Genomic DNA, 26,785 nt, shown 5'->3' on the forward strand with positions numbered 1-26,785 from the left:
GGCTCAGGCGAGCACGCCGTCCACGTAGTACCACCGGCCGTCCTCGCGCCGGAACCGGGAGTTCTCCCGCTGGGCCCCCCGCGCCCCGTCCGGGCCGCGCCGGTGCGCGGTGAAGTCCACCCACCCCTCGTCGTCGAAGGGGCCGCCGCCCGTCACCCCGTGGACGTCGAGCCGGGTCCAGCGCAGCGCGGGGTCCAGGTCCACGGACGCCGGGCGCGTGCCCGGGTGCCACGTGGCCAGCAGATAGGCATCGTCCCCGGCGGCGAAGGCGCTGAACCGCGAGCGCATCAGCAGCTCGGCCGTGGGCGCCGGGCGGCCGCCGTGGAAGCGCCCGCAGCACGCGCCGTAAATCTCCCCGGTGCCGCAGGGGCAGCGGGCGTCGTCGTCGATCACGCCATCCAGCCCTCGACCACGCCCTTGCCGAAGAACACCACGAAGGCCGCCGCCACCACGTACATGAGCGGGTGGACCTCCTTGCCGCGGCCCTGCACGAGGCGGATGAAGACGTAGGAGACGAAGCCCGCGCCGATGCCGTCCGCGATCGAGTAGGTGAACGGCATGACGGCGAACGTCAGGAAGGACGGCACGGACAGGCCCCAGTCGTCCCACTCGATGCGCACGACCTGCTTGGCCATGAGGAAGCCCACCACGACCATGGCCGGGGCCACGGCCTCGAACGGCACCACGTTGACCAGCGGGGTGATGAACATGGCGAGCAGGAACAGCACGCCGGTGACCACGTTGGCCAGGCCGGTGCGGGCGCCGTCGGCGATGCCGGTGGAGGACTCCACGAAGATCTGGTTGGAGGACACGGAGCCCGCGCCGCCGGCGATCGCGCCGGCGGCGTCCACCAGCAGGATCTTGTCCACGTTCTGGATCTGCCCGTTGCGGCCCACGAGCCCGGCCTGCTGGGAGAGCCCGACCATCGTGCCCATCGCGTCGAAGAAGATGGAGAGCAGGATCGTGAAGATCAGCAGCGCCGCGGCGAGCGCCCCGAGGCTCCGGAACGCCTCGAGCGGGGCGGCCGAGCCCACGAGGGAGAGGTCCGGCAGCGCCACGAAGGAGGTGGGGGCCGCGGGCACGACCAGCGACCACCCGGTGGGGGCGTCCACGGAGGAGCCGGACGGGACGACCGCCTCGAGCACGTGGGCGAGGATCGTGGTGGCGACCACGGCGATCAGGATCGCGCCGCGGACGTTGCGGACGATGAGGGCCACGGTCAGGAGCAGGCCGACCACGAACGTGAGCATGGGCCAGCCCAGCAGCGTCCCGCCGTCGCCGAGCTGCACGGGCACGGTGGTGCCGGCGGCGTCCGGGATGCGGCGCACGAAGCCGGCGTTCACGAAGCCGATCAGGGCGATGAACAGGCCGATCCCCACCACGATGGCGGTCTTCAGGGACGCCGGCACGGCGTTGAACACAGCGGTGCGGAAGCCGGTGAGCACCAGGACGAACATGATCAGGCCCGCCCACACGACCAGCCCCATCACCTGGGGCCACGTGAGCTCCGGGGTAGTCACGATCGTCACGGCGAGGAACGCGTTGACGCCCAGGCCCGTGGCGATCGCGAAGGGCGCGCGGGCCACGACGCCCATGAGGATCGTCAGCACCCCGGCGACGAGCGCCGTCACGGCCGCGACCCGCTCACCGCCCAGGACGTTGCCGGCGCCGTCCGGGCCGTAGCCGAGGATCAGCGGGTTGAGGACCACGATGTAGCTCATCGCGATGAACGTCGCCACGCCGCCGCGGACCTCGCTCGCCACCGAGGAGCCGCGCTCGCTGATCTTGAAGAAGCGGTCCAGGCCGTTGCGCGGCGGACCGGAGGGGGTCTCGGTGGAGACGGAAGCGGAGGATGCCATGGCGGTCCTTCAGGCACTCGACGGGAGGGAGCACGACTCCACAGGGGACGCTCCCGGGCTGACGGCGGCACCGGCGTGCCACCGGGACGACACTACCTCCCCGCGTCCGGGCGCGCCGGGGCCCGTCCCCGCCGGGACGGGACGCCGCCGGGACGACGCCGGGCTGCGGGCCCGGTGTCCTTGCACACGCCGGGCCCCGTGTCCACCCCTGTGTCCCGTCACGACGGTTCGTGGCGGTTTGTGACGACCGGCGTGACTGTCCAGCGGGACGCGCGAACAATCGAGCGCATGACACAGACGACGCGCGCGCCCCGCGCTGCCCGGAAGCCGAAGGCCGAGGGGCAGTGGAAGGTCGACGGCCGGGACCCCCTGAACCCCAACGAGGTCTTCAAGCAGGCCGACGACGGGCTCAACGTGCGCACCCGGATCGAGGAGGTCTACTCGAAGCACGGCTTCGCCTCGATCGACCCCCAGGACCTGCACGGGCGCTTCCGCTGGTGGGGCCTCTACACCCAGCGCCGGCCGGGCATCGACGGCGGGCGGACGGGCTCGCTGTCCGACGCCGAGATCGAGGACGAGTACTTCATGATGCGCGTCCGGCTCGACGGCGGGGCCCTGACCCGCGAGCAGCTGCGGGTGCTCGGGCAGATCTCCGCGGACTTCGCGCGGGACTCGGCCGACATCACGGACCGGCAGAACATCCAGTACCACTGGATCCGGGTGGAGGACGTCCCGCAGATCTGGCGCCGGCTCGAGGACGCGGGACTGGACACCGTCGAGGCCTGCGGGGACGTGCCACGCGTGATCCTGGGCTCCCCGCTCGCCGGGATCGCCGAGGACGAGATCATCGACCCCACCCCGGTGATCGAGCGGATCAAGTCCACCTGGATCGGCTCCCCGGAGTTCTCCAACCTGCCGCGCAAGTACAAGACCGCGATCACCGGCCACCCGTCCCTGGACGTGGTGCACGAGATCAACGACTGCGCCCTCGTGGGCGTGGTCCACCCCGAGCTCGGCCCCGGCTACGACCTGTGGGTCGGCGGCGCCCTGTCCGTGGTGCCGTTCCTCGGCAAGCGCCTCGGCGCGTTCGTGACCGAGGAGCAGGCCCCCGAGGTGTGGAAGGGCGTCACGAGCATCTTCCGCGACTACGGCTACCGGCGGCTGCGCAACCGCGCCCGGCTGAAGTTCCTGGTCCAGGACTGGGGCCCGGAGAAGTTCCGGCAGGTGCTCCAGGACGAGTACCTCGGCTACGCGCTCGCGGACGGCCCCGCGCCGGAGAAGGCGGCCGTCCCCGGCGACCACATCGGCGTGCACCGGCAGAAGGACGGCCGGTTCTACATCGGCGTGGCCCCGCGCGTGGGCCGCGTCTCCGGGGCGAAGCTGCTGGCCCTCGCCGACGTGATGGCGAAGTACGGCTCCGACCGGCTGCGCACCACCCCGCACCAGAAGCTCGTGCTGCTCGACATCGAGGAGGCCGACGTCGAGAACGCCGTCGCCGACCTCGACGCCCTGGACCTGCAGGCGCGGCCCTCCGCGTTCCGCCGCTCGACCGTGGCGTGCACCGGCATCGAGTACTGCAAGCTCGCGATCGTCGAGACCAAGCAGACCGCCTCGGACACCATCGACGAGCTCGAGCGGCGGCTCGACGGCGTGGAGCTGCCCCACCCCATCTCGATGCACGTCAACGGCTGCCCCAACTCGTGCGCCCGCATCCAGACCGCGGACATCGGGCTCAAGGGCCAGCTGCTGCCCACCGAGGACGGCGGGCAGAAGCCCGGCTACCAGGTCCACCTGGGCGGCGGGCTCGCCGCGGACGACCGTGCGGAAGCCGGCCTGGGCCGGACCGTGCGCGGGCTGAAGGTGTTCCAGGACGACCTCGCCGACTACGTGGAGCGGCTGGTCCGGCGCTTCCTGGCCCAGCGCACCGAGGACGAGAGCTTTGCCGAGTGGACCCACCGGGTCGAGGAGAGTGAACTGGCATGACCGGCACGGACACGGGCACCCGCCCCGCGCTGCGGGACGAGCAGCAGCTGCGCGACCTCGCGGCGGCCGGCGCCGCGGCCCTGCACGCGGAGCTCGACGCCGAGGGCCGGGTCCCGGCCGAGGGGGAGGCCTCCACGGAGGAGGCCATCCGCTGGGTCGCGGAGAACTTCGACCTGCGCAGCGTCACCGTGGCCTGCTCGATGGCCGACGCCGTGCTCCCGGCCCTCGTCGCCGAGCAGCTGCCCGGCGTGGAAGTGCTGTTCCTCGAGACCGGCTACCACTTCCCGGAGACCATCGGCACCCGGGACGCCGTGGCGCACATGCTCGACATCACCGTGGTCGACGCCCTCCCGGAGCTGACCGTGGCCGAGCAGGACGAGAAGCACGGCAAGGACCTCTTCGCCCGCGACCCCGGCCTGTGCTGCGCGATCCGCAAGGTGGCCCCGCTCAAGAAGTCCCTGGAGGGCTACGAGGTGTGGTTCACCGGCGTGCGCCGGGACGAGTCCTGGACCCGCACCAACGCCCCGATGGTGACCTTCGACGAGACCCACAAGCTCGTCAAGGTCAACCCCATGGTGCGCTGGAGCCTCGACGACCTCGTCGAGTGGTCGCAGGACCACGGCGTGCCGACGAACCCGCTGATGGCGGAGGGCTACCTCTCCATCGGCTGCGCCCCCTGCACGCGGCCCACCGCCCCGGGCGAGGACCCGCGCGCGGGCCGCTGGGCCGGCCAGGACAAGATCGAGTGCGGTATCCACCTGTGAGCGCACCCACCACGACGGAGGCGAACGTGACCACCCCCACCACCGCCCCGGCCCCCGCGGAGGCCGGCGTGCACAGCAGCCTCGACGCGCTCGAGGCCGAGTCCATCCACATCCTGCGCGAGGTCGTGGCGGAGTTCGACCGCCCGGCCATGCTGTTCTCCGGCGGCAAGGACTCGGTGGTCATGCTGCACCTGGCCGCCAAGGCCTTCTGGCCCGGCCGGATCCCCTTCCCCGTGCTGCACGTGGACACGGGCCACAACTTCCCGGAGGTGCTGGAGTTCCGGGACCGCACCGTGGAGCGGCTCGGCCTGCGGCTGGTCGTGGCGAGCGTGCAGGACTACCTCGACGACGGCCGGCTGCTCGAGCGCGCCGACGGCACCCGCAACCCGCTGCAAACCCTCCCGCTGCTGGACGCCATCGCGGAGCACCGGTTCGACGCCGTGTTCGGCGGCGGCCGCCGCGACGAGGACAAGGCCCGCGCGAAGGAGCGGATCCTGTCACTGCGCGACGAGTTCGGCCAGTGGGACCCGCGCAACCAGCGCCCCGAGCTGTGGAACCTCTACAACGGCCGGCACACCCCCGGCCAGCACGTGCGGGCGTTCCCGATCAGCAACTGGACCGAGCTGGACATCTGGCGCTACATCGAGCGCGAGAACATCGAGCTGCCGCCCATCTACTACGCCCACGAGCGGGACGTCTTCCGCCGGGACGGGATGTGGATGGCCGTGGGCGAGTTCTCGGCGCCGGCCGGGGCCGAGGCCGTGGAGCGGCAGACCGTGCGCTACCGCACCGTGGGGGACATGTCCTGCACCGGCGCCGTGCTCTCCGGGGCGCGCACCGTGGCCGACGTGGTGGCCGAGGTCGCCGTGTCCACGCTCACCGAGCGCGGGGCCACCCGCGCGGACGACAGGATCTCCGAGGCCGCCATGGAGGACCGCAAGAAGGACGGGTACTTCTAGACATGACTTCCCCCAGCACCGTGACCGGGCACGCCCCCGCGGCCGAGCACGTCCCCACGATCGATCCCGGCTCGCTGTTCCGCTTCGCGACCGCCGGCTCCGTCGACGACGGCAAGTCCACCCTGGTGGGCCGGCTGCTGCACGACGCCAAGGCGATCCTCGCCGACCAGCTCGAGGCCGTGGGCCGGACCTCCGCCGAGCGCGGCTTCGGCGGCGGCACGGGCCGGCTCGACCTCGCCCTGCTCACCGACGGCCTGCGCGCCGAGCGGGAGCAGGGGATCACGATCGACGTGGCCTACCGCTACTTCGCCACGGACCGCCGCTCCTTCATCCTCGCGGACTGCCCCGGCCACGTGCAGTACACGAAGAACACCGTCACGGGCGCCTCGACGGCCGACGCCGTCGTGCTCCTCGTGGACGCCCGGCACGGCGTGGTCGAGCAGACCCGGCGGCACCTGGCCGTCGTGTCCCTGCTGCGCGTGCCGCACGTGGTGGTCGCCGTGAACAAGATCGACCTCGTCGACTACGATCAGGAGGTCTTCGACCGGGTCGCGGCGGACGCCACGGGCATCGCCGCCCGGCTGGGTGTCGAGGACGTGCACGTGGTGCCCGTCTCCGCCCTCGAGGGCGACAACGTGGTGGAGCCCTCCGCACGGACCCCCTGGTACTCCGGGCGGCCGCTGCTGCGGGTGCTCGAGGAGCTGCCCACGGTGGACGAGTCCGGCCGAGGCACCGCCCGCCCCTTCCGCTTCCCCGTCCAGTACGTCATCCGCCCCCAGGGCGGCACGGCCCCGGGCGCGGACGCCGAGCGGCTGCGGGACTACCGCGGCTACGCGGGCCAGATCGCCTCGGGCACCGTGGCGGTCGGGGACGAGGTCGTGGTCCTGCCCGCGGGCCGGCGCACCACGGTCACCGGCATCGACGTGGCGGGCACCGCACCCGCCCCCGGAGCGCCCCTGCCCGGCGAGCAGCTCACGGAGGCCGCGGCGCCGCTGTCCGTGACGCTGCGGCTGGCCGACGACATCGACATCGCCCGCGGCGACCTCGTCGCGAGCGCCGACGACGAGCTGCCGGAGCCCGTCCGGGACCTCGTGGCCTCCGTGGCCTGGCTCGGCGAGCGGCCCCTGCAGCCCCGCGCCCGCGTGCTCGTCAAGCACGGCGCCGCCACGGTCCAGGCCATGGTCGTCGAGCTCGAGGGGCGGCTGGACCTCGAGGAGCTGGTGCTGCGGGACGCCACCACTCTCGAGCTCAACGACATCGGGCGGGTCCGGCTGCGGCTGGCCTCCCCGCTGCCCGTCGACCCCTACGACCGGCTGCGGCGCACCGGCGCCTTCCTGGTCGTGGACCCGGCCACGGGCAACACGCTCGCCGCCGGGCTCGTGCGGGACGCCTGAGGTGGGCGGGCAGCAGCCGCCCGCCCTCGTCACGGTGACCGCCGGTGACGGAGGGCGCGCCGCCTCGGGCCGCCGCCGCCGGGGATGGCCGCTGGTGCTGACCGCGCTGGCGCTACTGGCCGCCCTGACGGTCGCCGCCACCGCGCTGCGCGACAACGGGACGCTCGCGGCCTGGGAGGCGGACGCGGTCGAGACCTCGGACGCCGCCGAGCTGCGGCTGGGCTACTTCGGCAACCTCACGCACGGCCCCGCCCTCGTCGGACTGGAGAACGACTACTTCGCCCAGGAGCTGGGGGACACCGCGCTGTCCGCGCAGGTCTTCAACAGCGGCCCCACAGCGGTGGAGGCCATGAACGCCGGGTCGATCGACGCCGCGTTCGTGGGCCCCAACCCGGCGATCAACTCCTTCGTCCGCTCCCAGGGCCGCTCGCTGGCCGTGGTCGCGGGCGCCGCCTCCGGCGGCGCGCAGTTCGTGGTGCGCCCCGCCGTCACGGGCCCGGAGGACCTGGCCGGGCGCACCGTGGCGAGCCCCGAGTTCGGCGGCACCCAGGACGTGGCCCTGCGCACCTGGCTCGCCGAGCAGGAGTACGACGCCGACGGTGAGGGGGACCGCGCCGTGGCGATCACGCCCATGGCCAACGGCCAGACCATCTCGATGCTGCGGCAGGGCCGCGTGGACGGCGCCTGGCTGCCCCAGCCCTGGGCCACCCGTGCCGTCCAGGACGGCGCCCGGGTCCTCGTGGACGAGCGGGACCTCTGGGCGGACGGGCGCTATCCCACGACCGTCCTGGTGGTGCGCAAGGACTACCTCGAACGCCACCCGGAGACCGTCGAGGAGCTCGTGCGCGGTCTGCAGCGGTCCGTGGACTGGCTGCACGAGCACGAGGCGGAGCCCGAGCTGCTGGCCTCCACCCTGAACGAGGGCCTGGAGAGCGCGCAGACCGAGACGCTGCCCGAGGCGACGGTCGCGGGTGCGCTCGAGGCCGTCGAGTGGACCACCGACCCCCTCGCGGACACCTACCCGCAGCTGCTCGCCGACGGCGTGGCGGCGGGGACCACGGAGGAGGCCCCGCTCGAGGGGCTCGTGGACACCACGGTCCTGGACCGGGTCCGCGCCGGCTCGGAGGGGGGCGCATGAGCACCACCACCGCGATCCGGCTCCGCGGCCTCGGCAAGAGCTTCGCCCCCGAGGACGGCCCCGTCCTGCAGGACGTGGACCTCGACGTGGAGCGCGGGCAGTTCGTCGCGCTGCTCGGCGCCTCCGGCTGCGGGAAGTCCACCCTGCTGAACATCGTCGCGGGCCTCGAGGAGCCGACGGAGGGCTCCGTGACGGTCCCCGCGGAGGGCGCGGCCCTGATGTTCCAGGACGCCGCGCTGTTCCCCTGGCTCACGGCGCGGCGCAACGTCGAGCTGGCCCTCGAGCTGCGCGGGGTCCCCACCGCCCGGCGGCGGGACCAGGCCGGGGAGCTGCTCGAGCTGGTCCGGCTGCCGCACGCGGCGGACAAGCGCCCGCACGAGCTCTCCGGGGGGATGCGCCAGCGGGTGGCCCTGGCCCGGGCCCTGGCCCAGGACCGGGAGGTCCTGCTCATGGACGAGCCGTTCTCCGCGCTCGACGCCATCACCCGGGACCTGCTGCACGAGGAGCTGCTGCGCGTCTGGCGCACCACCGGCCGGACGATCGTGTTCATCACGCACAACGTCGCCGAGGCCGTGCGGCTGGGCCAGCGGGTGCTGCTGATGTCCTCCCGCCCCGGTCAGGTGGTCCAGGAGTGGGACACCCGCCCGTGGAAGGACCCCGAGTCCTACGGCTTCGAGGGCAGCGCGCAGTCGCTCGACGACACCCTCGGCGAGCTGACCCGCACCATCACCGCACGTCTGCGCGAGGAGATCAGCCGCCATGCGAAATGACACCGCCCTGCCCGGCGTCCCGGCCGCGCCGCCGGTGGCGCCCGCGCCCCCGGCACCCCGCCGCGGCGCGGAACGGGCCGTCCCCGGACCCGCCCCGGACCGGGCCGGCGACCCGGCCGGGACCGGTGAGGAGCTCGCCGGGCTCGACGCGCTGCAAACCGAGCGCACCCGGAAGACCTCGCTGGGCGAAGTGCTGCGCACCAAGGTCGCCCCGCCCCTGGTCGCCCTGGTGGCCGGCCTGCTGCTGTGGCAGCTGCTCGTCGCGCTCCTGGGCACCCGCCCCGACGTCGTGCCCGGCCCGCTGGACGTCGCGCGGCAGTTCGGCGCGCTGGTCGGCGACGGCACCGTGCTGGGCGCCCTGGGAACGAGCCTGTGGCGGGGGATCAGCGGCTTCCTGGTGGCGGCGGCGGTCGCCACGCCGCTGGGGCTGCTCATCGCCCAGTGGCGTGGGCTGCGCAACGCCGTGGGCCCGATCATCTCCGGGCTGCAGGTGCTGCCCTCGATCGCCTGGGTGCCCGCCGCGATCATCTGGTTCGGCCTGTCCGACGCCACGGTGTACTTCGTGGTGCTCATGGGCGCCATCCCCTCCATCATCAACGGCATGCTCGCGGGCGTGGACCAGATCCCGCCGCAGCTGCGCCGCGCCGGGCACGTGCTCGGCGCCCGGGGGTGGACCATGGCCAGCAAGGTCGTGCTCCCCGCCGCCCTGCCCGGGTACCTCGCCGGGCTCAAGCAGGGGTGGGCCTTCTCCTGGCGCTCGCTCATGGGCGCCGAGCTCATCGCGATCGGCGGCTCCATCGGGTTCGGCCTCGGCTCCCTGCTGGAGCAGGGGCGGACGGTCTCCAACATGGCGGTGGTGATGGTCGCCGTGCTGTCCATCCTCGTCGTGGGCATCCTCGTGGAGCTGCTCTTTTTCAACCCCGTGGAACGGCGCCTGCTGCGCGGGCGAGGGCTGCTCGGCCACCGCTCGTGAGTCTCCGCACCCAGGAGATTCTGCGCCGGATTCACTACCCTTGTACCCGGTCTACGATGCGCGCGGCGGACGCCGTGCGCGCAATCGAAAGGAAGCCACGTGGCTGACACCACCACCCGCCCCCTGCGCGTCGCCATCATCGGCGCCGGTCCGGCCGGCATCTACGCCGCGGACATGCTCACCAAGTCCGAGCCCGTGAAGAACGGGGAGCTCGAGGTCAGCATCGACCTGTTCGACCGCTACCCGACCCCGTTCGGCCTCATCCGCTACGGCGTGGCCCCCGACCACCCCCGGATCAAGGGCATCATCACCGCGCTGCGCGCCATCCTGGGGCGCGGCGACATCCGCTTCTTCGGCAACGTGGAGTTCGGCCGGGACCTGACCCTCGCCGACTTCGGCGCCCACTACGACGCCGTGATCTTCGCCACCGGAGCCGTCTACGACGCCCCGCTGAACATCCCCGGCAACGACCTCCGGGGCGTGCACGGGGCCGCCGAGTTCGTGGCCTGGTACGACGGCCACCCGGACTTCCCGCGCACCTGGCCGCTCGAGGCCCGCGAGATCGCGGTCATCGGCAACGGCAACGTGGCCCTCGACGTCGCCCGCGTGCTGTCCAAGCACGCCGACGACATGCTCCTCACCGAGATCCCCGGCAACGTCTACCAGGGGCTCAAGGCGTCCCCGGTCACGGACGTGCACATCTTCGGCCGCCGCGGCCCCGCCCAGGTGAAGTTCACCCCCCTCGAGCTGCGCGAGCTCGCCAAGTCGCGGGACGTCGACATCGTCGTCTACGACGAGGACTTCCAGTACGACGAGGGCTCCGAGCTGGCGATCGCCGAGAACAACCAGGTCAAGGTCATGGTCAAGACCCTCGAGAAGTGGCGGGCCGACGACTCCCCGAAGACCGCCTCCCGCCGGCTGCACCTGCACTTCCTGCAGAGTCCCCGCGAGGTGCTGGGGGAAGACGGCCGGGTCACGGGGCTGCGCATGGAGCGGACGCGCCTCAACGGCGACGGCTCCGTGTCCGGGACCGGCGAGTACGTCGACTACCCGGTGCAGGCCGTCTACCACGCGGTGGGCTACCTCGGCTCCCGCCTGCCCGAGCTGCCGTTCGACGACGGCCGCGGCGTGATCCCCAACGCCGAGGGCCGCGTGCTGGCCGAGGACGGGACCGTGCTGCACGGCCTCTACGCGACCGGGTGGATCAAGCGCGGCCCGGTCGGGCTGATCGGCGCCACCAAGTCCGACGCCCTCGAGACGGTCACCCACCTCCTGGAGGACCGCGCCGTGCTGCCGGGCGCCACCCGCCCGGACCCCGCGTCCGTCAACGACGTGCTCGAGGCCCGCGGCGTCGAGTACACCACCTGGGAGGGATGGCTGGCCCTCGACGAGTACGAGCAGGGCCTCGGCCAGTCCTCGCACGACGCCGAGGGCAACCCGCGCGAGCGCGTCAAGGTGGTCGAGCGCGAGGAGATGGTCAGCGTCTCCCGCGAGGGCGTGGCGGAGCCGGTCTCCTCGCCCGTCTGAGCCGCAGCACCGCACCGCGCCGCCGTGCCGCGAGGGGCCGCGTCCTGCCGGACGCGGCCCCTCGCGTTGCCGGACCCCGGGCCTACAGGCCCAGCAGCCCGCGGACGTGGTCGTTGAGGAACACCCCGTCCGGGTCCACGGACGCCCGGGCGTCGAGGAAGTCCTGGAACCGCGGGTACACGGAGCGCAGGTACTCGGCGTCCTGCGTGTGCACGGTGCCCCAGTGGGGGCGGCCGCCGTGGGCCACGAAGATCTCCTCGGCCGCGGCGAACACCTTCGGGTCGTACCGGCGCCAGTACTGCCGCAGCGCGATCCAGCCGGTCTCCCGGCCGTGGGCGGGGGCGAGCCAGGCGTCCTCGGCCGCGGCGCAGCGCACGTCCACCGGGAGCGAGAACGAGTAGTCGCGCCGCTCGATGAGCGTCTGCAGCTCCCGGAAGGCCACGACGAGCTCCTCGACCGGCAGGGCGTACTCGGAGGAGACGAACCGGGTCCGGCGCGGCACGGTGAACACCCGGAAGGACAGGTCGCTGTACTGCCGCGGGCTGTTCGTGAGGGCGTCGAGCCGGTTGAGCCCCGGCGTGGAGCGCGGCAGGGCCGTGGCCAGCTGGTTGAGCCCCGCGGTGAGGGTGTTGCGCAGCAGGGCGTCGTCGAGCCGGCGCACGGTGCGGGCCACGGGGGAGCCGGGCCGGGTGTAGGAGTCCGGGAGCTTGTGCAGGCGCGTGAGGATCCGGGTCTGGGCGGTGGCGGTGCCCGGCGTCCAGAAGAACTCGAAGTGGTCGGCCCCGGCCATCCGGCTGCCCAGGGTGTCCACGAGCTGGCCGAGGGGCTCCTTGAGCTCCGCCGCGTGCAGCCGGAACGTCGGCTCGCACACCAGGGTGACGCTCGCGAGGACCCCCATGGCGCCCAGGCCCACGCGCGCGGCCTGGAACAGCTCGGGGCGCTGCTCGGCGGAGCACTCCACCAGCTCGCCGTCGGCCGTGACCAGGCTCAGGGCCACCACCTGCTGGGAGAGGGAGCCGAAGGCCAGGCCGGTCCCGTGGGTGCCGGTCGAGACGGCGCCGGCGACCGTCTGCCAGTCGCTGTCCGGCAGGTTGGTCACGGCCAGCCCGTGGGCGTCCAGCTCCTGGTTCAGGTCACGGATCGTGGTGCCCGCGAGGACCGTGACCCGCTGGTTCTCCCGGTCGACGGCCGGCAGCCCGGACAGCCCGGAGAGGTCGACCATGACGTCGGGGGCCAGGGGCAGCGCCGAGAAGCTGCACCCGGAGCCCACCGCGCGCACGCCCAGTCCGCGGCGCACGGCGGCGGCGACGCCCTCCGCGAGCTCCGGGACGGAGGTGGGGCGCAGCACGTGCCGGGGGGTGACGGAGTGCGTCCTGCCCCACGTGGCCCACTCTCTCGTCCCGGTCTCGCCGGGCAGGGCGTCGGGCAGCGAGACCTCGCTCATCGGCGGGACCGTCCTTCCTCGCAGGCAGGTGCACAGTGCGCCCTCATCATGTCATCCCGGGGGCGCTCCGGCGCCCTCGACGACCCCGTCCTGCGGCCCCGCCGCGCGTACCATCGGAGGCGAAGCCCGCGGCGGGATCCGGAGCACCGCGGACCGAGGACGCGCACAGGAGGCAGCACCATGACCGACCACCCGTCCCCGGACCGGGAGCGCGAGGAGCCCCACGAGACCACGCTGGGCGAGGAGGCGGTGCGCGACCGCGTCCCCTCGGGCGGCGGGCAGAGCCGCTCCCTCGACGCCACGGGGGAGATCGTCGTGGGCATCGACGGCTCCGAGCAGAGCCTCGGGGCACTGCGGTGGGCGGCCCGGGAGGCCCGCCGCCGCGGTCGTCCGGTGCGGCTGGTCACCGCGTACAGCCTGCCCGTGTTCTCCGGCTCGGGGTTCGACACCGGCTACGCCACCGTGGACGAGGCCGCCCTCACCCAGGGCGTCGAGGAGCTGCTGAACCACGCGGCGGACCAGGTCCGTGACGTGGGGGTCGAGCTGCGGGCGACCGTCGAGACCGGGGACCCCTCCGGGGCCCTGCTCGAGCTGAGCCGCACGGCGGAGCTGCTGGTCCTCGGCTCCCGCGGCCGGGGCGGTCTGCTGGGCCGGCTGCTCGGCACGGTCTCCACGGCGGTGCCGGCGCACTCGAAGTGCCCCACGGGCGTGGTCCCCCTGCCGTGGGCGCAGCAGCACCTGGGCGCGGAGGAGCTCACGAGCACCCGGGCCCTCGTGGACCGCGTGGTCGTCGGCTCGGACGGCTCCACCCAGGCCCGGGCGGCCATGCTCTACGCCGCGGAGGAGGCGCGCCTGCTCGGCGTGCCCCTGACGGTGCTGTGCGCGCTCCCGCCCGTGAGCGGGGCGCTCGCGTGGATGCCCACGGCGGTGGACTTCGAGGTGATGTACGACGACGTCGCGCGGGCGCTCAACGGCGGCGTCGCCTGGCTCGAGAGCTGGTTCCCCGACCTGCAGATCGGCTCGGAGCTCGCGGACGGCGCGCCGGTGCAGGTGCTGGTCGAGCAGACCCGGCGCAACGGGCTCGTGGTGATGGGCACGCGCGGCCGGGGCGGCTTCGCGGGGATGCTCCTGGGCTCCACCTCGCAGGGCGTGCTGCACAACGCCGCGGGACCCGTGCTGATCGTCCCGGACCGCTACGACGAGCGGATCGAGACCCGCAAGGACTTCGACTCCGACGACATCCGCCCCTGGGACGCCTGAGCGGGCCGGCTCAGCCCCACCCCAGTTCGTGCAGGCGCTCGTCGTCGATGCCGAAGTGGTGGGCGACCTCGTGGATGACGGTCACCGTGATCTCCTCCACGAGCTCCTCGCGCTCCGCGCACATGCGCTGCAGCGGACCCCGGTAGACGAAGATCCGGTCCGGCAGGGAGCCGGCGCCCCACCCGCCGTCCCGGGCGGTCAGGGGCACGCCCTCGTAGAGGCCGAGCAGCCCGGGGGAGTGCTCCGGCGGCTCCTCCTCGACCAGGATCACCACGTTGTCCATCGCCCGGAACAGGGCGTCCGGGATCAGGTCGATGGCGTCGTCGACGGCGCCGTCGAACTCCTCGCGGGTCATCTCGATCACGCTCTCCTTCCTACCCCACGAGCCCGGGCGCCGGCTGGGTCCCCGGGGGCAGTGCGGGAATTGTGCGGGATCCGCGCGAGCCTCTAAGCTGTACTCGGTTTCTCCCGTGTCACGGTCCTCGGTCGCCGAGGTCGTGGTCGTCGACGCGGGTGTCCGGCCCCCATCGTCTAGTGGCCTAGGACACCGCCCTTTCACGGCGGCGACACGGGTTCGAATCCCGTTGGGGGTACGCGATCGGAGGGTCCGCCCACCGATTTGCACAACCGGCGAGGAATGCTGGTAAGATCAGTCCTCGTTGGAAACAGCAAGGCCCTGTAGCGCAGCTGGTTAGCGTGCCGCCCTGTCACGGCGGAGGTCGCGGGTTCAAGTCCCGTCAGGGTCGCTCAGACGGCGTTCATCGAGTCGATGCGGCGCCGTCGCGGCATATCCGCTGCGGATGTGCCGGGGCTCTGTAGCTCAGTTGGTAGAGCGTACGACTGAAAATCGTAAGGTCACCGGATCGACGCCGGTCGGAGCCACCGCGGAAACCGCCGGTCCCCTCGAGGGGCCGGCGGTTTCTTCGTGCCGGGGGCCCTGCCGCCCGCTGCCAGCGGACACGGAGGTTCGCTCCCTACCCTGGGAGCCGTGACCCGGTATCCCCGTCGCCCGAGCCCCCGCGGGGCAGCAGCGGCCGCGCTGACCGCCCTGAGCCTGCTGGCGCTCACTGGCTGCGGCGCCGGCCCGCAGTCCTCCGGGCTCGTCCTCGAGCCGACCGCGGGCTCGCCCGCCCCGGTGCCGGCCGGGCCCACCGCGGAACCGGAGGCCTGCTTCGACGTGGCGAGCGCCTACACGGCGCTGACCCTCGTGCCGCTGTCCGGCGACGAGCCGGACCCCCACTTCCGCCCCCAGGGGGCGGCTGCCTCCGTGCGGGACCTCACCTCCCGGCTGCCCGCCGAGCTGCGCCCCGCGTTCGAGGACGCCGTGGCCGCCCTGGACGCCGCGGGCCCGTCCGTGCAGCCCGCCGAGCTGGCCGATCTGCAGCGGACGCTCGCGCCGGTCGGCGACTGGCTCCGCCGGGCGTGCGCGGAGCCCACCCCCTCGAACTGATCAGCAGCCTGTCTAGACTGGGGGGCAGGTCGCCCGGCCCGGGTGGCCCCGACGGGAGGAGCCGACATGACCGAGCACCGACGCGAGCAGGAACCGGGGCACGGGCCGGTCGACGACCAGCGCGAGGACGGCGTGGTCGTCGAGCCCGGCGCCGAGCTCGACCGCGACCTGGAGCAGCAGGGACTGGGCGCCGAGCGGCCCGGCGACGAGCAGGGGCGGCCGTGACCGGCCCCGCGCGGACGAGCGCGCTCGGACGGGCCGCGGCGACCGGCGCCGCGGCGGGGATCGCGGGGGCCGCTCTGATGGTGCTGGGGGAGAAGGCGGAGCAGGCGCTCACCCACCGGCCGGACTCCTACGTCCCCGCGCGCGCCCTGCTCACCCTGCTGGGGCGCCACCCCGGGGACCGCGAGCAGCCCACGGGCTGGAACTCCGCCATGCACTACGGCACGGGCGCCGCCCTCGGCGCCCTGCGCGGCGTGTGGGCCGTGACCGGCATCCGGGGTCCGCACGCGAACGCCTGGCACACGGTGGTGCGGCTGGCCTTCGACCAGACCGTGGAGAACGCGACGGGGGTCGGGGCCCCGCCGTCGTCCTGGCCGGCCGGCGAGCAGGCCGTGGACGTCCTGCACAAGGCGGGGTACTCCGTGGTCACCGGCGTGCTCGCGGACCGGCTGGTGGCGCCGGCGCTCGTGTCGGGCCGGGGGCGCACCAGCCACTGACCGGCGCGCCGACCGGGCGTCCGCGACGAGCGGTCGTCCGCGGCGTGCCGGCATGCGGCGCCGCACGCCGTGCGCCAGGACCGCCGGGACCCCCGAGGCCGGGGCCCCGAGGGCCGGCAGGACGGCTCAGGGGGCCAGGCGCCACCACACGGCCCGCTCGGGCCGCAGGACGCCGTCCTGCACGGCGTCCCGGCTGCTGAGCACGAGCGGCTCTCCGGCGGGCAGGGGGACGGGGGCGCCGCCCAGGTTCGCCGCCACGAGGACCCGCTCCCCGGCGCCGGTGGTGTTCACGAAGGACAGCAGGCCCGTCGCGGCGTCGTGGCTCGCGTGCCACGCGAAGGAGCCGCGGCCGAGACCGAGCTCCCGGCGCACCCGCAGCGCCGTGCGGTACACCGTGTGCGTGGAGTCGGGGACCCCCACCTGCCGGTCCGCCGCGAGCTGCGCGAACTCCTCGGGCTGCGGCAGCCACGGGTCGGCCCCGAAGCCGTGGCCGGGCTCTCCCGCGGCCCAGGGCAGCGGGACCCGGCAGCCGTCGCGGCCGATCTCCTCGCCCCCGGTCCGGGCGAACGCCGGGTCCTGGCGCAGCTCGGCGGGCAGGCGGGTGTGGTCGGGCAGGCCCAGCTCGTCCCCCTGGTACAGGTAGGCGGAGCCGGGCAGGGCCAGCTCCACCAGCGCGGCGGCGCGGCCGCGGGCGAGGCCCTGCTCGTGGTCGGGCTGCTCGCTGTCCGCGTCGATCCCCTTGGGGTAGGCGATGGGGTCCGTGAGCCCGAAGCGGGAGACGTGCCGGACGGTGTCGTGGTTGGACAGCACCCACGTGGTGGGCGCGCCGACGTTCGCCGACTCCGCCAGGGAGTCCTCGATGGCCCGGGACATCCGGGCCCAGTCCCACCCGGCCACCAGGAAGTCGAAGTTGAACGCCTGGTGCATCTCGTCGGAGCGGACGTACATCGCCAGCCGGTGCGCCGGCTCGACCCACGCCTCGGCCACCAGCATCCGGTCGCCGTCGTACTCGGCGAGCACCCGGTGCCAGTCGCGGTAGACCTCGTGCACGCCGTCCTGGTCGAAGTAGGGGCTGCCGGTGCTCAGCGGGGTGTCCGGGGCGTCGTGCTCCCGCGCGTCGTGCTCGCCCTCGACCATGTGCACCTGGTGGTCCCAGTCCGGCAGCCCCTCGGCCTTCACGAGGCCGTGGGCCACGTCCACGCGGAAGCCGTCCGCGCCCCGGTCCAGCCAGAAGCGCAGGACGGAGCGGAACTCCTCCCACACCTCCGGGTTCTCCCAGTTGAGGTCCGGCTGGGTGCTGTCGAACAGGTGCAGGTACCACTGCCCGTCCGGCAGCCGGGTCCAGGCCTCGCCGCCGAACACGGAGCGCCAGTTGTTCGGCGGCAGCTCCCCGTGCTCGCCCCGGCCGTCCCGGAACATGTACCGGTCCCGCTCCGGGCTGCCGGGCCCGGCGGCCACGGCGGCCCGGAACCACTCGTGCTCGCTCGAGGTGTGGTTGGGCACCAGGTCCACGATCAGCCGCATCCCGAGCTCCGCCATCCGGGCGCGCATCCGGTCGAAGTCCTCCAGGGTGCCGAAGCGGGGGTCGACGTCCCGGTAGTCGGAGACGTCGTAGCCGGCGTCGTGCTGCGGCGAGACGTAGAACGGGGACAGCCACAGGGCGTCCACGCCGAGGTCCGCGAGGTAGTCCAGCCGGTCGACGATCCCGGGCAGGTCGCCCAGACCGTCACCGTCGGAGTCGTTGAAGGACCGGGGATAGATCTGGTAGATCACCGCGGAGCGCCACCACTCGCCCTCCTCGGTGGCGGGGGACTGGCTGACCTGCTGCGTCATGGGCTGCTCCTCGGGTGCTTCGTCGGGGGTGTCCGGCGCGGGTGGCTCCGGTGCGGGGGCGTCCCCAACCTAGTCAGTCCCCGGGCGCGGTGTCACGGCGGCCGGCGCTGGGGCGGCGGCCGGGGCGGCCGTTGTCAGGCCGGGACCGCCCGGCCGGTGCGCGACCACGTTGGTGGGGGCGAGGGCCAGGACGACGAGCGCGGCGGCGAGGACCGCCAGCCCGGTCCAGCCGGCGCCCGTCAGCCGTTCGCCGACGACGACGACGGCCAGGACCGCCGCGACGGCCGGTTCGGTCAGGGTGAGGGTCGTCGCCGTGCTCGGGCGCACCCGGGCGAGTCCCACGCCGAACAGGAAGTACCCGAGGAACATCGGCACCAGCGCCATGTACGCGGCCACGGCGAACGCCTGCCCCGAGGCCAGCAGGGGCGCCCCCGTGAGGGCGAGGACCGGGAGCAGGAGCGCCCCGCCGGCGCCGAAGACGGCGCCCATCGAGGCCGCGCGCCCCACCCCGTGGCCCATCAGCCGGTGCACCACCCACGAGTAGAGCGCGTACGTCGCCCCGGCCACCAGCCCGAGCCCGATGCCGGCGGCGGTGTCCGCGGCCGAGGCCCCGGACCCGCCGGCCCTCGACAGGCACAGCAGGCTGCTGCCGAGGACGCCCAGGAGCGCGGCGGTCATCCACCACCGGCTCAGGGGGCGGCGCTCGAGGACGCGTTCCAGGACCCCCGAGGCCAGCGGCGCGGAGGCCAGGGAGACGACCGTGCCGATCGCGACGCCGCCCAGGTGCATCGAGCTGTAGAACGCCAGCGGATAGACGGCCACGGCCGCGGCCCCGGCCGCCACCGGCCCGGCGTGCGAGCGCAGCGCCCGCCGGGAGCGGCGCAGGGCGGGCAGGGCGATCGCCGCCTGCAGCAGCCCGCCCACGCCCAGGGCGGCGGCCCCGATCGCCAGCGGCCCCGCGCCGGGGGCGAAGGTCGCCGCGGTCCCGGTCGTGCCCCACAGGACCGCGGTGAGCAGGATCGCCGCGACGCCGAGGCCGGCGTGGCGCCCCGTGCGCTCCACGGCGCGGCTCACGGTGCCGCGCACGGTGCGACCGGCACGTCGGTGGTCGTCGTGCGGGCGTGCGCGCGGACGCGGGGCGGCGCCGGGCGCTGCGGGTGTGCGGTCATGGGCGGGCTCCTGTCGGTCGACGGTCCAATCTACCCAGGGCGGGCGACGGGCGCCCCGGGCCCGGTGCGCCCGGGGCAGCCAGCGCTCGCGGCAGCCGGCCCGCCCCCGTCCCGGGCGGGCCGCGTGGTAGAAGTGGGCATGACCACTCCGACGCGCACGTTCGCGCCTCCCTGCGGGCCGGTGCGCGGCCGGGTCGACGGCGACGTCGTCCGGGCGACCGGGATCCCGTACGCCACGGCGGACCGGTTCGCCGCGCCCGTCCCGGTCGCGGACCGGGTGGAACCGTTCGACGCCACCCGCCCGGCCCCGGCCTGCCCCCAGGCGCACTCACCCTTCCTCACCGGGGTCCTCGGCGACACCCTCGCCGGGCTCCCGCGGGACGAGCACTGCCAGCGGCTGTCGGTGACCCTGCCCCTCGAGCGGGGGCCGGCGGAACGGCTGCCGGTGATGGTCTGGATCCACGGCGGCTCCTACACCACCGGGGCCGGGGACGCCCCGATCATGGATCCCCGCCCCCTGGTCGCCGAGCAGCGGGTCGTGGTCGTGAGCGTCACCTACCGGCTGGGACTGTTCGGCTACCTCGGCGCGGGCCGGGGCCGCCCCGCCAACCTCGGTCTGCTCGACCAGCTAGAGGCCCTGCGCTGGGTGCGGCGCAACATCGCGGCCTTCGGCGGCGACCCGGACCGGGTGACCGTGTTCGGCCAGTCCGCCGGGGGCGACGCCGTGGCCCATCTCATGGCCGTCCCGGGCGCGGAGCTGCTGTTCCGCCGGGCCATCCTGCAGAGCCCTCCGCTGGGCATCGCCCGCGGCCGGGCGGCGATGACCGCGGCGATGGCGGGCGCGGCCGGTGCCGTCACCGCGGGGACGCCGGCCGCGGAGGTGGTGGCGCTGCAGGCCGAGGTCGAGGCCGGCGCGTCCTCCTTCGGGCTCCGGGGCCGGATGCCGTTCGGCACCCAGTACGGCCACCACCCCCTGCCCGCCGAGGAGGGCGTCGAGGCAGCCTGGGACCGCGTGGCCCCGCACATCGACGTGCTCATCGGCCACACCGCCGAGGAGGCCCGGCTCTACCTGCCCACGCTACCCCTCCTCCACCGGGTCACCCGCGTCCCGCTGCTCGGCCCCGTGCTCCGCCGCGCCGTCGTGGGGCAGGTGACCGCGGCCGTCCACGGCCGGGCCGTCCGCCGGTTCGCCGCCCGGCACGCCCGGGCCGGAGGCCGCGCCCACACCTACCTGCTCACCTGGAGCGCGCCGGGCAGCCCGTACGGATCCGCCCACACGGTCGACCTCCCGCTCCTGTTCGGCGACGAGGCCGCATGGGCCGGCACCGGGCTGCTCGCCGGGGCCCCGTGGGAGGACGTCCAGGCCCACGGCCGGCGCCTCCGGCGGCTGTGGGCCGGCTTCGCCCGCGGGGAGCCGCTGGCGGACGCCGGGGCGGTCCCCGGCGTCCTGCGCTACCGCGCGGCCACGGGTGCACGACCCCTCGAGCGCGTCCTCGGCTGTGTCCTCGGCGCGGTGCGCCGCGCTCAGGGCGCTGCGGGCACCTCCCGCGCCCCCGTGCGGGCGCTGCGCCGGGCCGCGTCCAGCACCGCGGCGACGGCCACGGCGTCCCACGGGTCCACGGGGGCCTCGCCGTCGCCGAGGAGCCACCGGGCCACGGCCCGGTAGAAGTCGGCGGGCTCGCCGGGGGCGGTGGGCACGGGGTCGGTCCCGGTGCCCCGGACGAGCAGACCCGTCATGCCCTCCCCGGGGTCCAGCAGGTCGAAGGGGCCGGGGCTGTCGGCGTGCCCGGCCACGAGGTAGGCGCCGGCCGAGCCGAGCACCCGGGTCCGGGGCCCCGGCGCCCCCACGAGGCTCCCGGCCCACAGGTGGCTGATCGTGCCCGAGGCGTGGTCCAGGGCCAGGAAGACGTCGTCCTCGGCCGGGGTCGTCAGCGCGCGCAGTTCGGCCCGCACCGCGGCCACCGGCCCGAACAGCTGGATCGCCGCGTCCACGAGGTGCGGACCGAGGTCGAGCAGCAGCCCGCCGCCCCGGCCGACCGCGTTCTCCCGCCACCGGTCCTTGGGCACCGGGCGCCACCGCTCCCAGCGGCGCTCGAACCGGTGCACGTCCCCGAGGTGCCCCTCGGCGAGCACCCGGGCCAGGGTCAGCTGCTCGCTGTCCCAGCGCCGGTTGTGGAAGACCGTCAGCGGGGTCCCGGTCTCCTCGGCGCGGCGGACCACGGCCACCGCGCCCTCGTGGTCCATGGCCAGCGGCTTGTCGACCACCACGGGGACCCCGGCCTCCAGGCCGGCCAGCGCGTGCTCCACGTGCAGCCCCGTGGGCGAGGCGACGACCAGCACGTCGGGCCGCGAGCGCTCCAGCAGCCCGGGCAGGTCCCGGTGCACCTGCACCCCGGGCCAGTCGGCGCCCGCGCGGGCGGCCCGCTCCGGGTCGCCGGTGACGATGTCGGTGACCCGCCCGCCGGCCCGCCGCAGCAGGTCCCCGTGGAAGTCCCGCCCGGCCATGCCGTACCCGACGAGTCCGGCGGTGAGCACTCGTCCTGCACCCTGATCAGTCATGCGGTCACGATAGCCCCTGGCACCGGGCCGCACCGGGCCGCTACGGCCCGTCCGGGCCCGCGATCTCGTCGTCGACGAAGCGGGGCGCGGCCGCGACGCCGCCGGCGACGACGAGGAGCACCGCGGTGCCCATCAGCAGCAGCAGGGGAGCGGTCCAGCTGCCGGTGGCCTCGTGCAGGGCGCCGACGGCGAAGGGCCCGGCCGCCGCGAGCAGGTAGCCCACCGGCTGGGTGAACCCGGACAGCTGCGCGGTCACCCGGGGGTCCCGGGAGCGGGCCGTGAGCAGCGCCAGGGCGGTGGGGAACGCGAAGCCGCCCACCCCCAGGAGCAGGGCCCAGGCCCAGGGTGTGGTGGCGGGCGCCAGCAGCAGGCCGGAGTAGCCGGCGACCATGCAGACGCCCAGGCCCACGATCCACCGCCGCAGGCGCGGTGAGCGGGCCACCAGGACGGGCATGAGGAGCCCTCCCGGGATGCCCATGGCGGCGATGAGGGCGGCCATCAGCCCGGCCTGGGCCTGGCCCAGGCCGCCGTCGCGGTAGATCTGGGCCACCCAGCCGAACTGGACGTAGGCGTGCATCGACTGGATGCCGAAGTAGACGCACAGCGCCACGGCGGTGCGGGAGCGGAGGATCGAGGTGCCGCGGCCGGGACGCAGGGCGCGGCCGGGGGTCGTGGCGGGCTCGCGCCGGTCGCGGACGGTGACCAGGACCCAGGGGACCACGGCGGCCAGGGCCACGAGGCCCCAGAGGCCCAGTGCGGCACGCCATCCGTCGGGCCCGCTCGCGGCCAGCGGCCCGGCAGCCAGCAGGGGCAGCGTGGCGCCGACGGCCAGGCCGGTCGTATAGAGGGAGTTCAGCGCCGCCGTGCGCCGGCCCCCGTGGCGCTTGATGAACGCCGGCACCAGGATGTTGCCGACGGCCATGCCGGCGAAGCCCAGCACGGACAGGAGCAGGAACACCGGCACCGATCCCGTGACCGACCGGGCCAGCAGCCCGGCGGCGACCAGGACCAGACCGGCGGTGACGGCACCGCTGATGCCGGTCCTGCGCGAGAGCGCGGCCGCGCACGCCCCCGCCGCGGCGAACGTGAGCCCGGGCAGGGCGGTCAGCACGCCGGCCATCGTGGGGCTCAGCCCCAGTCCCTGCTGCACCTCCGCGAGCACGGGCCCCACGGAGGTGGCCCCGGGGCGGAGATTGACCGCCACGACCGCCACCGCGAGCACCACCAGCCACCCCGGCACGCGGGGCGGGACGGCGGAACGGTCAGGGGGCGGGGTGGACGGGCGCACCGGCCTGTTCTATCACGGGGCGCGGCGGCACCGGGGCGCGGGCCGGACGGAGCGGTCCGCTCAGCCCTCGCAGTCGGTGCAGTACCGCGTCTCGCCGGACTGGCGGGCCAGCTGGGAGCGGTGCCGGACCAGGAAGCAGGAGGCGCAGGTGAACTCGTCGACCTGTTCCGGGATGACGGCCACGGTGAGCTCTTCGTGGGAGAGGTCGGCGCCGGGCAGGTCGATGCCCTCGGCGGTGTCGAAGTCCTCGGCGTCGATGACCGCGGTCTGGGTGGTGGCGCTGCGCTGGACCTGGATCGCCTCCAGGGACTCGTTGGCCGGCTCGTCCTCGGGCCGGGTGCGCGGGGCGTCGTAATCGGTGGCCATGATGTGGTGCGTCCTCCTGGAACGGGGTGGTGCTGTGCAGAGGGTGCCCTGCACGGAAGGACCAGAGTGTACCCCTACGACATGGGCAACTGTCGAGTCCCCGCGCGTCCCGGCGAAGTCCGGCGTCTCGGGCGTGATCCTCGTCGCACCCCGGAGGGGCCCGGATCGGTCCCTGGCGCGCCGCGCAGGACGCCGCCCGGCCCTGGTCCGGTGTCAGCTGGCGCTCTCCAGGTGCGCGAGGCGCAGCCAGCGGTGCATGAGCCGGCGGAACGCCACGGCGGCGCCGTGGGCGTCCCGCGCGGCCAGCAGCTCCACGGCGTCCGAGAAGTCCTGCGGGCTCTCGTCCGGCTGGAACGGGTCAGCGAGCGAGCCGTAGTGCAGGACCACGAGGGAGTTGGCGGAGAACGCCCCGAGCCACCGGCCCAGGTGCGTGAGGTCCTCGGCGAGGTCCTCGAGGTCTTCGCCGCCCGCGTCCTCCACCACCTGCGCGGCGCGCACCACGCGACGGGTCGCGAGGTCCATCGGCACCGCGCACCGGTGCACACGGTTGCCGTGGTGGAAGCTCTCGGTGTGGTCCTGAGCGGTGAAGAGGGAGAACCACGCCATGGGGACGGTGAACGCCGACTGGCGCGCGTGCACGGGCACGAAGTGCTCCCGGCTCACGCGATCGCCCGCGGCCCGGACGGCGTCCTCGGGGATGAGCAGGTTGGGCAGGGGCTGGCCGCCCTCCTCCTCGGCGAGCGCCACGAGCCGCAGCGAGCGCCGCAGCCGCTGCGGGGGGTGGTAGACGGGGAAGTCCCCGACCCCGGCCGCGAGCATGTCCCGGCCCCGGGGCGCCGCGGAGAACGGCAGGGTCCACAGCGGCTCCACGGCCGGGGGCAGGGGCTCCTGGCCCGGCTCGGCCAGGCGGGCGAGCTGCTCGGTCAGCTCGTTGACCCCGGCCTCCTCGGGGGACAGGGCCCGGGGCACCAGCGGGGCGTACACGGCATCGAGCTCCTCGGCGGGCACGTACACCCGCAGGGCGAACTGGTGGGGGATCCCGGTGGCCGAGCGGAACGTCCGGCCGACCTGCAGCAGCTGGGCCACGGCGGCTCAGGCGATCTCGACGACGACGGGGGCGTGGTCCGAGGCGCCCTTGCCCTTGCGCTCCTCGCGGTCGATCGACGCGTCGGTGACGCGGCCGGCCAGGGCGGGGGAGTAGAGCTGGAAGTCGATGCGCATGCCCTCCTTCTTCGGGAAGCGCAGGCCCTTGTAGTCCCAGTACGTGTAGACGCCCGGGCCGGGGTGCCGGGGGCGGACCACGTCCAGGTAGCCGGCCTCCTCGAGGAAGGCGCGGAAGGCTGCGCGCTCGGGCGCGCTGACATGGGTCAGGCCGTTGTCGAGGAAGAACTGCATGTCCCACACGTCCTCGTCCTGCGGGGCCACGTTCCAGTCGCCCACCAGGGCGACCTGCGCCGTGGAGTCCTCGTCGACCCACTGCTTGGCGTGGTCCTTGAGCACGCGCAGCCACTCCAGCTTGTAGGGCATGTGCGGGTCCTCCAGGCCGCGGCCGTTGGGGACGTAGAGGGACCAGACGCGCACGCCGGCGCACGTGGCGCCGATCGCCCGGGCCTCCTGTACGGGCTCCTCGCCGGGCTTGCCGAAGGCCGGCTGGTCCGGGAAGGTGCGCTCGACGTCCTCGAGGCCCACCCGGGAGGCGATCGCCACGCCGTTCCACTGGCTGAGGCCGAAGTGGGCGACGTCGTAGCCCATGTACTCGAAGAGCTCCCAGGGGAAGTTGTCGTCCTTCGCCTTGGTCTCCTGCATGGCCAGGACGTCCACGTCCGAGCGCTGCAGCCACGCCTCCACACGGTCGGCGCGGGCGCGGACGGAGTTCACGTTCCAGGTGGCGATCCTCATGGGCCCCACGTTACCGGCTGCCCCGGACGGGAATTTTCAGCACCCCTTGCGCAGCACCGGTCCAAGTGCCATGGTTAGTTACATAACTAATGAACCAGTGAGGGGGAGGGCCGTGATCGCCGACGACCGCCCGATCTTCCAGCAGATCGCCGAACGGATCTGCGCCGACATCCTCGCGGGCGCCTATCCGGAGGAGACCCAGGTCCCGTCCACCAACGAGTTCGCCGCCTTCTACCGGATCAACCCGGCCACCGCCGGCAAGGGCGTCAACCGGCTCGTGGACCGGGGGATCCTCTACAAGCGCCGCGGCATCGGCATGTTCGTCGCCGCCGGCGCCCGGGAGCGGCTCCTCGAGCAGCGGCGGCAGGAGTTCGCCGACCGCTACGTGGCACCGCTCGTCACCGAGGCGCACTCCCTCCGGCTCCCGCCGGGGGACGTCCTCGACCTCGTCCGCTCCGCCCTCGGCCGGTCCGAGGCCGCCGCACCGACCCGTCAGGAGTCCACCCCATGAACGGCACGCCAGCCCCCATCGTCGCCCTGCGCGGCGTCTCCCGCACCTACCGGGAGACCCGGGCCCTCGACGGCGTCGACCTCGACCTCGCCCCGGACCGGATCTACGGACTCGTGGGGCGCAACGGCTCCGGCAAGACCACCCTGCTGTCCGTGATCGGCCAGCAGGTCCGCCCCGACCGGGGCGGGCGGGTCGAGCTGTTCGGCCGCCCCGGGTGGGAGAACCCCGAGGCGCTCTCCCGCACGGTGCTGCTGCGGGACCGGCAGCGCTACCCCGAGGAGTTCCGGGTCCGCCACGTCCTCGACGCCGCGCCGGCGTTCTACCCCGGCTGGGACGAGGAGCTCGCCCGCGGTCTCGCCGAGGACCTCCGGCTCCCGTCGCGGACCAGGATCAAGAAGCTCTCCACGGGGCAGCACACGGCCCTCGGCATCGTCCTGGGCCTCGCGTCCCGCGCGGAGCTCACGATGCTGGACGAGCCCTACGGCGGGCTGGACCCGGTGGCCCGGGAGCTGTTCTACGACCGGCTCCTCGAGGACTTCGCGCGGCACCCGCGCACCGTGGTGATCTCCACGCACCTGGTCGACGAGGTCGCCAACCTCCTCGACCACGTCCTGCTCCTCGACCGCGGGCGGCTCGTGCTGGACGCCGGTCTCGAGGCAGCCCGCGCCAGCGCCCACACGGTCGCGGGGCCCGCCGCCGACGTCGCCGGCTACCTGGCCGAGCGGCGCCTCGAGCACCAGGTCTCCCGCGAGCAGCGGATCGGGGCGCTGCGCACCGTGACCGTGGCGGCGCCCCACGACGACGACGCCCGGGCGGCCGCCGCGCGCCACGGGATCGAGATCGACGCCGTCTCCCTGCAGTCGGCCGTGGCCGCCCACGGGCTCGTCCCGGTGCCCGCCGACCAGCTCCAGAACGCCTGA

General features: G+C 74.5%; 25 protein-coding genes, 3 tRNA genes and 1 pseudogene. 18 read left to right on the forward strand and 11 right to left on the reverse strand.

Going from position 1 to position 26,785, the window contains the following annotated elements:
- Positions 1–3: 3 nt before the first annotated feature.
- Together E7Z53_RS04840 and E7Z53_RS04845 are read right to left on the reverse strand one after the other, a co-directional pair.
- Positions 4–393 carry a YchJ family protein gene (locus tag E7Z53_RS04840; protein ID WP_176337317.1) on the reverse strand — a complete coding sequence of 130 codons (390 nt, stop codon included), beginning with the start codon at positions 391–393 and terminating at the stop codon, positions 4–6.
- Positions 390–1,859, reverse strand: a complete 1,470-nt coding sequence (locus E7Z53_RS04845; protein ID WP_133408924.1) for an NCS2 family permease — start codon at positions 1,857–1,859, stop codon at positions 390–392. The genes E7Z53_RS04840 and E7Z53_RS04845 overlap by 4 nt, the downstream gene beginning before the upstream one ends.
- Before the next feature lie 288 nt (positions 1,860–2,147).
- On the opposite strand from E7Z53_RS04845, the gene E7Z53_RS04850 reads away from it, so the two are divergent.
- The 8 genes from E7Z53_RS04850 (at position 2,148) to E7Z53_RS04885 (ending at position 11,367) form a co-directional block, all read left to right on the forward strand.
- Positions 2,148–3,842, forward strand: a complete 1,695-nt coding sequence (locus tag E7Z53_RS04850) for a nitrite/sulfite reductase (RefSeq protein WP_176337318.1) — start codon at positions 2,148–2,150, stop codon at positions 3,840–3,842.
- The gene (locus E7Z53_RS04855; RefSeq protein WP_176337319.1) at positions 3,839–4,606 is read left to right on the forward strand and encodes a phosphoadenylyl-sulfate reductase; all 768 of its coding nucleotides are present in this window, start codon (positions 3,839–3,841) and stop codon (positions 4,604–4,606) included. The genes E7Z53_RS04850 and E7Z53_RS04855 overlap by 4 nt, the downstream gene beginning before the upstream one ends.
- Positions 4,607–4,632: 26 nt before the next feature.
- Positions 4,633–5,565, forward strand: coding sequence for a sulfate adenylyltransferase subunit CysD (gene cysD / locus E7Z53_RS04860; RefSeq protein ID WP_031282790.1), 933 nt, complete (start codon positions 4,633–4,635; stop codon positions 5,563–5,565).
- Between the two features lie 2 nt (positions 5,566–5,567).
- On the forward strand, positions 5,568–6,959 hold the full coding sequence (locus tag E7Z53_RS04865; RefSeq protein WP_017833016.1) for a sulfate adenylyltransferase subunit 1: 1,392 nt from the start codon (positions 5,568–5,570) through the stop codon (positions 6,957–6,959).
- A gap of 1 nt (position 6,960) precedes the next feature.
- Positions 6,961–8,097, forward strand: a complete 1,137-nt coding sequence (locus E7Z53_RS04870; RefSeq protein WP_017833017.1) for an ABC transporter substrate-binding protein — start codon at positions 6,961–6,963, stop codon at positions 8,095–8,097.
- The gene (locus E7Z53_RS04875) at positions 8,094–8,867 is read left to right on the forward strand and encodes an ABC transporter ATP-binding protein (protein WP_017833018.1); all 774 of its coding nucleotides are present in this window, start codon (positions 8,094–8,096) and stop codon (positions 8,865–8,867) included. Before E7Z53_RS04870 ends, E7Z53_RS04875 begins: the two co-directional genes overlap by 4 nt.
- A complete protein-coding gene (locus E7Z53_RS04880) occupies positions 8,857–9,840 on the forward strand; it encodes an ABC transporter permease (RefSeq protein ID WP_035925516.1) in 984 nt (327 codons plus the stop codon). The genes E7Z53_RS04875 and E7Z53_RS04880 overlap by 11 nt, the downstream gene beginning before the upstream one ends.
- A gap of 99 nt (positions 9,841–9,939) precedes the next feature.
- Positions 9,940–11,367 carry an FAD-dependent oxidoreductase gene (locus tag E7Z53_RS04885; RefSeq protein ID WP_017833020.1) on the forward strand — a complete coding sequence of 476 codons (1,428 nt, stop codon included), beginning with the start codon at positions 9,940–9,942 and terminating at the stop codon, positions 11,365–11,367.
- Positions 11,368–11,449: 82 nt separating this feature from the next.
- Here the strand turns inward: E7Z53_RS04885 and E7Z53_RS04890 are convergent, their stop codons facing one another.
- The gene (locus E7Z53_RS04890) at positions 11,450–12,811 is read right to left on the reverse strand and encodes a D-arabinono-1,4-lactone oxidase (protein WP_017833021.1); all 1,362 of its coding nucleotides are present in this window, start codon (positions 12,809–12,811) and stop codon (positions 11,450–11,452) included.
- 180 nt (positions 12,812–12,991) lie between these two features.
- On the opposite strand from E7Z53_RS04890, the gene E7Z53_RS04895 reads away from it, so the two are divergent.
- Positions 12,992–14,071, forward strand: a complete 1,080-nt coding sequence (locus tag E7Z53_RS04895; protein WP_017833022.1) for a universal stress protein — start codon at positions 12,992–12,994, stop codon at positions 14,069–14,071.
- Between the two features lie 10 nt (positions 14,072–14,081).
- On the opposite strand, the gene E7Z53_RS04900 is transcribed toward E7Z53_RS04895, so the two are convergent.
- Entirely contained in the window at positions 14,082–14,435 is a 354-nt protein-coding gene (locus E7Z53_RS04900; protein ID WP_017833023.1) for a metallopeptidase family protein, read from the reverse strand.
- A gap of 156 nt (positions 14,436–14,591) precedes the next feature.
- On the opposite strand from E7Z53_RS04900, the gene E7Z53_RS04905 reads away from it, so the two are divergent.
- The 6 genes from E7Z53_RS04905 to E7Z53_RS04930 all read left to right on the forward strand — a co-directional run bounded on the left by E7Z53_RS04905 (position 14,592) and on the right by E7Z53_RS04930 (position 16,240).
- Positions 14,592–14,664: transfer RNA gene (locus E7Z53_RS04905), tRNA-Glu, on the forward strand.
- Positions 14,665–14,743: 79 nt separating this feature from the next.
- A tRNA-Asp gene (locus E7Z53_RS04910) sits at positions 14,744–14,817 on the forward strand.
- A gap of 63 nt (positions 14,818–14,880) precedes the next feature.
- Positions 14,881–14,953 (forward strand) — tRNA-Phe (locus E7Z53_RS04915).
- Positions 14,954–15,059: 106 nt separating this feature from the next.
- Positions 15,060–15,521 carry a hypothetical protein gene (locus E7Z53_RS04920; protein WP_176337320.1) on the forward strand — a complete coding sequence of 154 codons (462 nt, stop codon included), beginning with the start codon at positions 15,060–15,062 and terminating at the stop codon, positions 15,519–15,521.
- Between the two features lie 66 nt (positions 15,522–15,587).
- Complete coding sequence (locus tag E7Z53_RS04925; RefSeq protein WP_017833025.1) at positions 15,588–15,746, forward strand: hypothetical protein; 159 nt, start codon at positions 15,588–15,590, stop codon at positions 15,744–15,746.
- Positions 15,743–16,240 (forward strand): hypothetical protein, encoded by a 498-nt coding sequence (locus E7Z53_RS04930; protein ID WP_126350435.1) that lies wholly within the window; start codon positions 15,743–15,745, stop codon positions 16,238–16,240. The genes E7Z53_RS04925 and E7Z53_RS04930 overlap by 4 nt, the downstream gene beginning before the upstream one ends.
- 126 nt (positions 16,241–16,366) lie before the next feature.
- Here the strand turns inward: E7Z53_RS04930 and E7Z53_RS04935 are convergent, their stop codons facing one another.
- Positions 16,367–18,073 carry a glycoside hydrolase family 13 protein gene (locus tag E7Z53_RS04935; RefSeq protein WP_035925530.1) on the reverse strand — a complete coding sequence of 569 codons (1,707 nt, stop codon included), beginning with the start codon at positions 18,071–18,073 and terminating at the stop codon, positions 16,367–16,369.
- A gap of 69 nt (positions 18,074–18,142) precedes the next feature.
- On the reverse strand, positions 18,143–19,159 hold the full coding sequence (locus E7Z53_RS04940; protein ID WP_176337321.1) for a DMT family transporter: 1,017 nt from the start codon (positions 19,157–19,159) through the stop codon (positions 18,143–18,145).
- A gap of 222 nt (positions 19,160–19,381) precedes the next feature.
- On the opposite strand from E7Z53_RS04940, the gene E7Z53_RS04945 reads away from it, so the two are divergent.
- Positions 19,382–20,908, forward strand: coding sequence for a carboxylesterase family protein (locus E7Z53_RS04945; RefSeq protein ID WP_176337322.1), 1,527 nt, complete (start codon positions 19,382–19,384; stop codon positions 20,906–20,908).
- Here the strand turns inward: E7Z53_RS04945 and E7Z53_RS04950 are convergent.
- The 5 genes and pseudogenes from E7Z53_RS04950 to E7Z53_RS04970 all read right to left on the reverse strand — a co-directional run.
- A pseudogene (locus tag E7Z53_RS04950) lies at positions 20,851–21,801 on the reverse strand (Gfo/Idh/MocA family protein); the annotation flags it as partial. The gene E7Z53_RS04945 and the pseudogene E7Z53_RS04950 sit on opposite strands and share 58 nt — an antisense overlap.
- Positions 21,802–21,841: 40 nt before the next feature.
- Positions 21,842–23,089 carry an MFS transporter gene (locus E7Z53_RS04955; RefSeq protein ID WP_095649843.1) on the reverse strand — a complete coding sequence of 416 codons (1,248 nt, stop codon included), beginning with the start codon at positions 23,087–23,089 and terminating at the stop codon, positions 21,842–21,844.
- Positions 23,090–23,149: 60 nt separating this feature from the next.
- Positions 23,150–23,455 (reverse strand): DUF4193 domain-containing protein, encoded by a 306-nt coding sequence (locus E7Z53_RS04960; RefSeq protein WP_035925540.1) that lies wholly within the window; start codon positions 23,453–23,455, stop codon positions 23,150–23,152.
- A 213-nt stretch (positions 23,456–23,668) separates the two neighbouring features.
- Positions 23,669–24,541 carry a hypothetical protein gene (locus E7Z53_RS04965; RefSeq protein ID WP_241482840.1) on the reverse strand — a complete coding sequence of 291 codons (873 nt, stop codon included), beginning with the start codon at positions 24,539–24,541 and terminating at the stop codon, positions 23,669–23,671.
- Positions 24,542–24,547: 6 nt separating this feature from the next.
- Positions 24,548–25,354 (reverse strand): exodeoxyribonuclease III, encoded by an 807-nt coding sequence (locus tag E7Z53_RS04970; protein ID WP_017833035.1) that lies wholly within the window; start codon positions 25,352–25,354, stop codon positions 24,548–24,550.
- 112 nt (positions 25,355–25,466) lie between these two features.
- Between E7Z53_RS04970 and E7Z53_RS04975 the strand changes: the two genes are divergently transcribed.
- A complete protein-coding gene (locus tag E7Z53_RS04975) occupies positions 25,467–25,865 on the forward strand; it encodes a GntR family transcriptional regulator (RefSeq protein WP_017833036.1) in 399 nt (132 codons plus the stop codon).
- The gene (locus E7Z53_RS04980) at positions 25,862–26,785 is read left to right on the forward strand and encodes an ATP-binding cassette domain-containing protein (RefSeq protein WP_176337323.1); all 924 of its coding nucleotides are present in this window, start codon (positions 25,862–25,864) and stop codon (positions 26,783–26,785) included. The genes E7Z53_RS04975 and E7Z53_RS04980 overlap by 4 nt, the downstream gene beginning before the upstream one ends.

The organism is Kocuria salina (assembly GCF_013368965.1).
GTDB classification, from domain to species: domain Bacteria; phylum Actinomycetota; class Actinomycetes; order Actinomycetales; family Micrococcaceae; genus Kocuria; species Kocuria rosea.

What these genes read in the sequence shown, in the direction of transcription:
- E7Z53_RS04845 (WP_133408924.1), bottom strand. Translation starts at nt 1,859, where the DNA reads ATGGCATCCTCCGCTTCCGTCTCCACCGAGACCCCCTCCGGTCCGCCG.
- E7Z53_RS04850 (WP_176337318.1), top strand. Translation starts at nt 2,148, where the DNA reads ATGACACAGACGACGCGCGCGCCCCGCGCTGCCCGGAAGCCGAAGGCC.
- E7Z53_RS04855 (WP_176337319.1), top strand. Translation starts at nt 3,839, where the DNA reads ATGACCGGCACGGACACGGGCACCCGCCCCGCGCTGCGGGACGAGCAG.
- E7Z53_RS04865 (WP_017833016.1), top strand. Translation starts at nt 5,568, where the DNA reads ATGACTTCCCCCAGCACCGTGACCGGGCACGCCCCCGCGGCCGAGCAC.
- E7Z53_RS04875 (WP_017833018.1), top strand. Translation starts at nt 8,094, where the DNA reads ATGAGCACCACCACCGCGATCCGGCTCCGCGGCCTCGGCAAGAGCTTC.
- E7Z53_RS04880 (WP_035925516.1), top strand. Translation starts at nt 8,857, where the DNA reads ATGCGAAATGACACCGCCCTGCCCGGCGTCCCGGCCGCGCCGCCGGTG.
- E7Z53_RS04890 (WP_017833021.1), bottom strand. Translation starts at nt 12,811, where the DNA reads ATGAGCGAGGTCTCGCTGCCCGACGCCCTGCCCGGCGAGACCGGGACG.
- E7Z53_RS04895 (WP_017833022.1), top strand. Translation starts at nt 12,992, where the DNA reads ATGACCGACCACCCGTCCCCGGACCGGGAGCGCGAGGAGCCCCACGAG.
- E7Z53_RS04925 (WP_017833025.1), top strand. Translation starts at nt 15,588, where the DNA reads ATGACCGAGCACCGACGCGAGCAGGAACCGGGGCACGGGCCGGTCGAC.
- E7Z53_RS04935 (WP_035925530.1), bottom strand. Translation starts at nt 18,073, where the DNA reads ATGACGCAGCAGGTCAGCCAGTCCCCCGCCACCGAGGAGGGCGAGTGG.
- E7Z53_RS04945 (WP_176337322.1), top strand. Translation starts at nt 19,382, where the DNA reads ATGACCACTCCGACGCGCACGTTCGCGCCTCCCTGCGGGCCGGTGCGC.
- E7Z53_RS04960 (WP_035925540.1), bottom strand. Translation starts at nt 23,455, where the DNA reads ATGGCCACCGATTACGACGCCCCGCGCACCCGGCCCGAGGACGAGCCG.
- E7Z53_RS04970 (WP_017833035.1), bottom strand. Translation starts at nt 25,354, where the DNA reads ATGAGGATCGCCACCTGGAACGTGAACTCCGTCCGCGCCCGCGCCGAC.
- E7Z53_RS04980 (WP_176337323.1), top strand. Translation starts at nt 25,862, where the DNA reads ATGAACGGCACGCCAGCCCCCATCGTCGCCCTGCGCGGCGTCTCCCGC.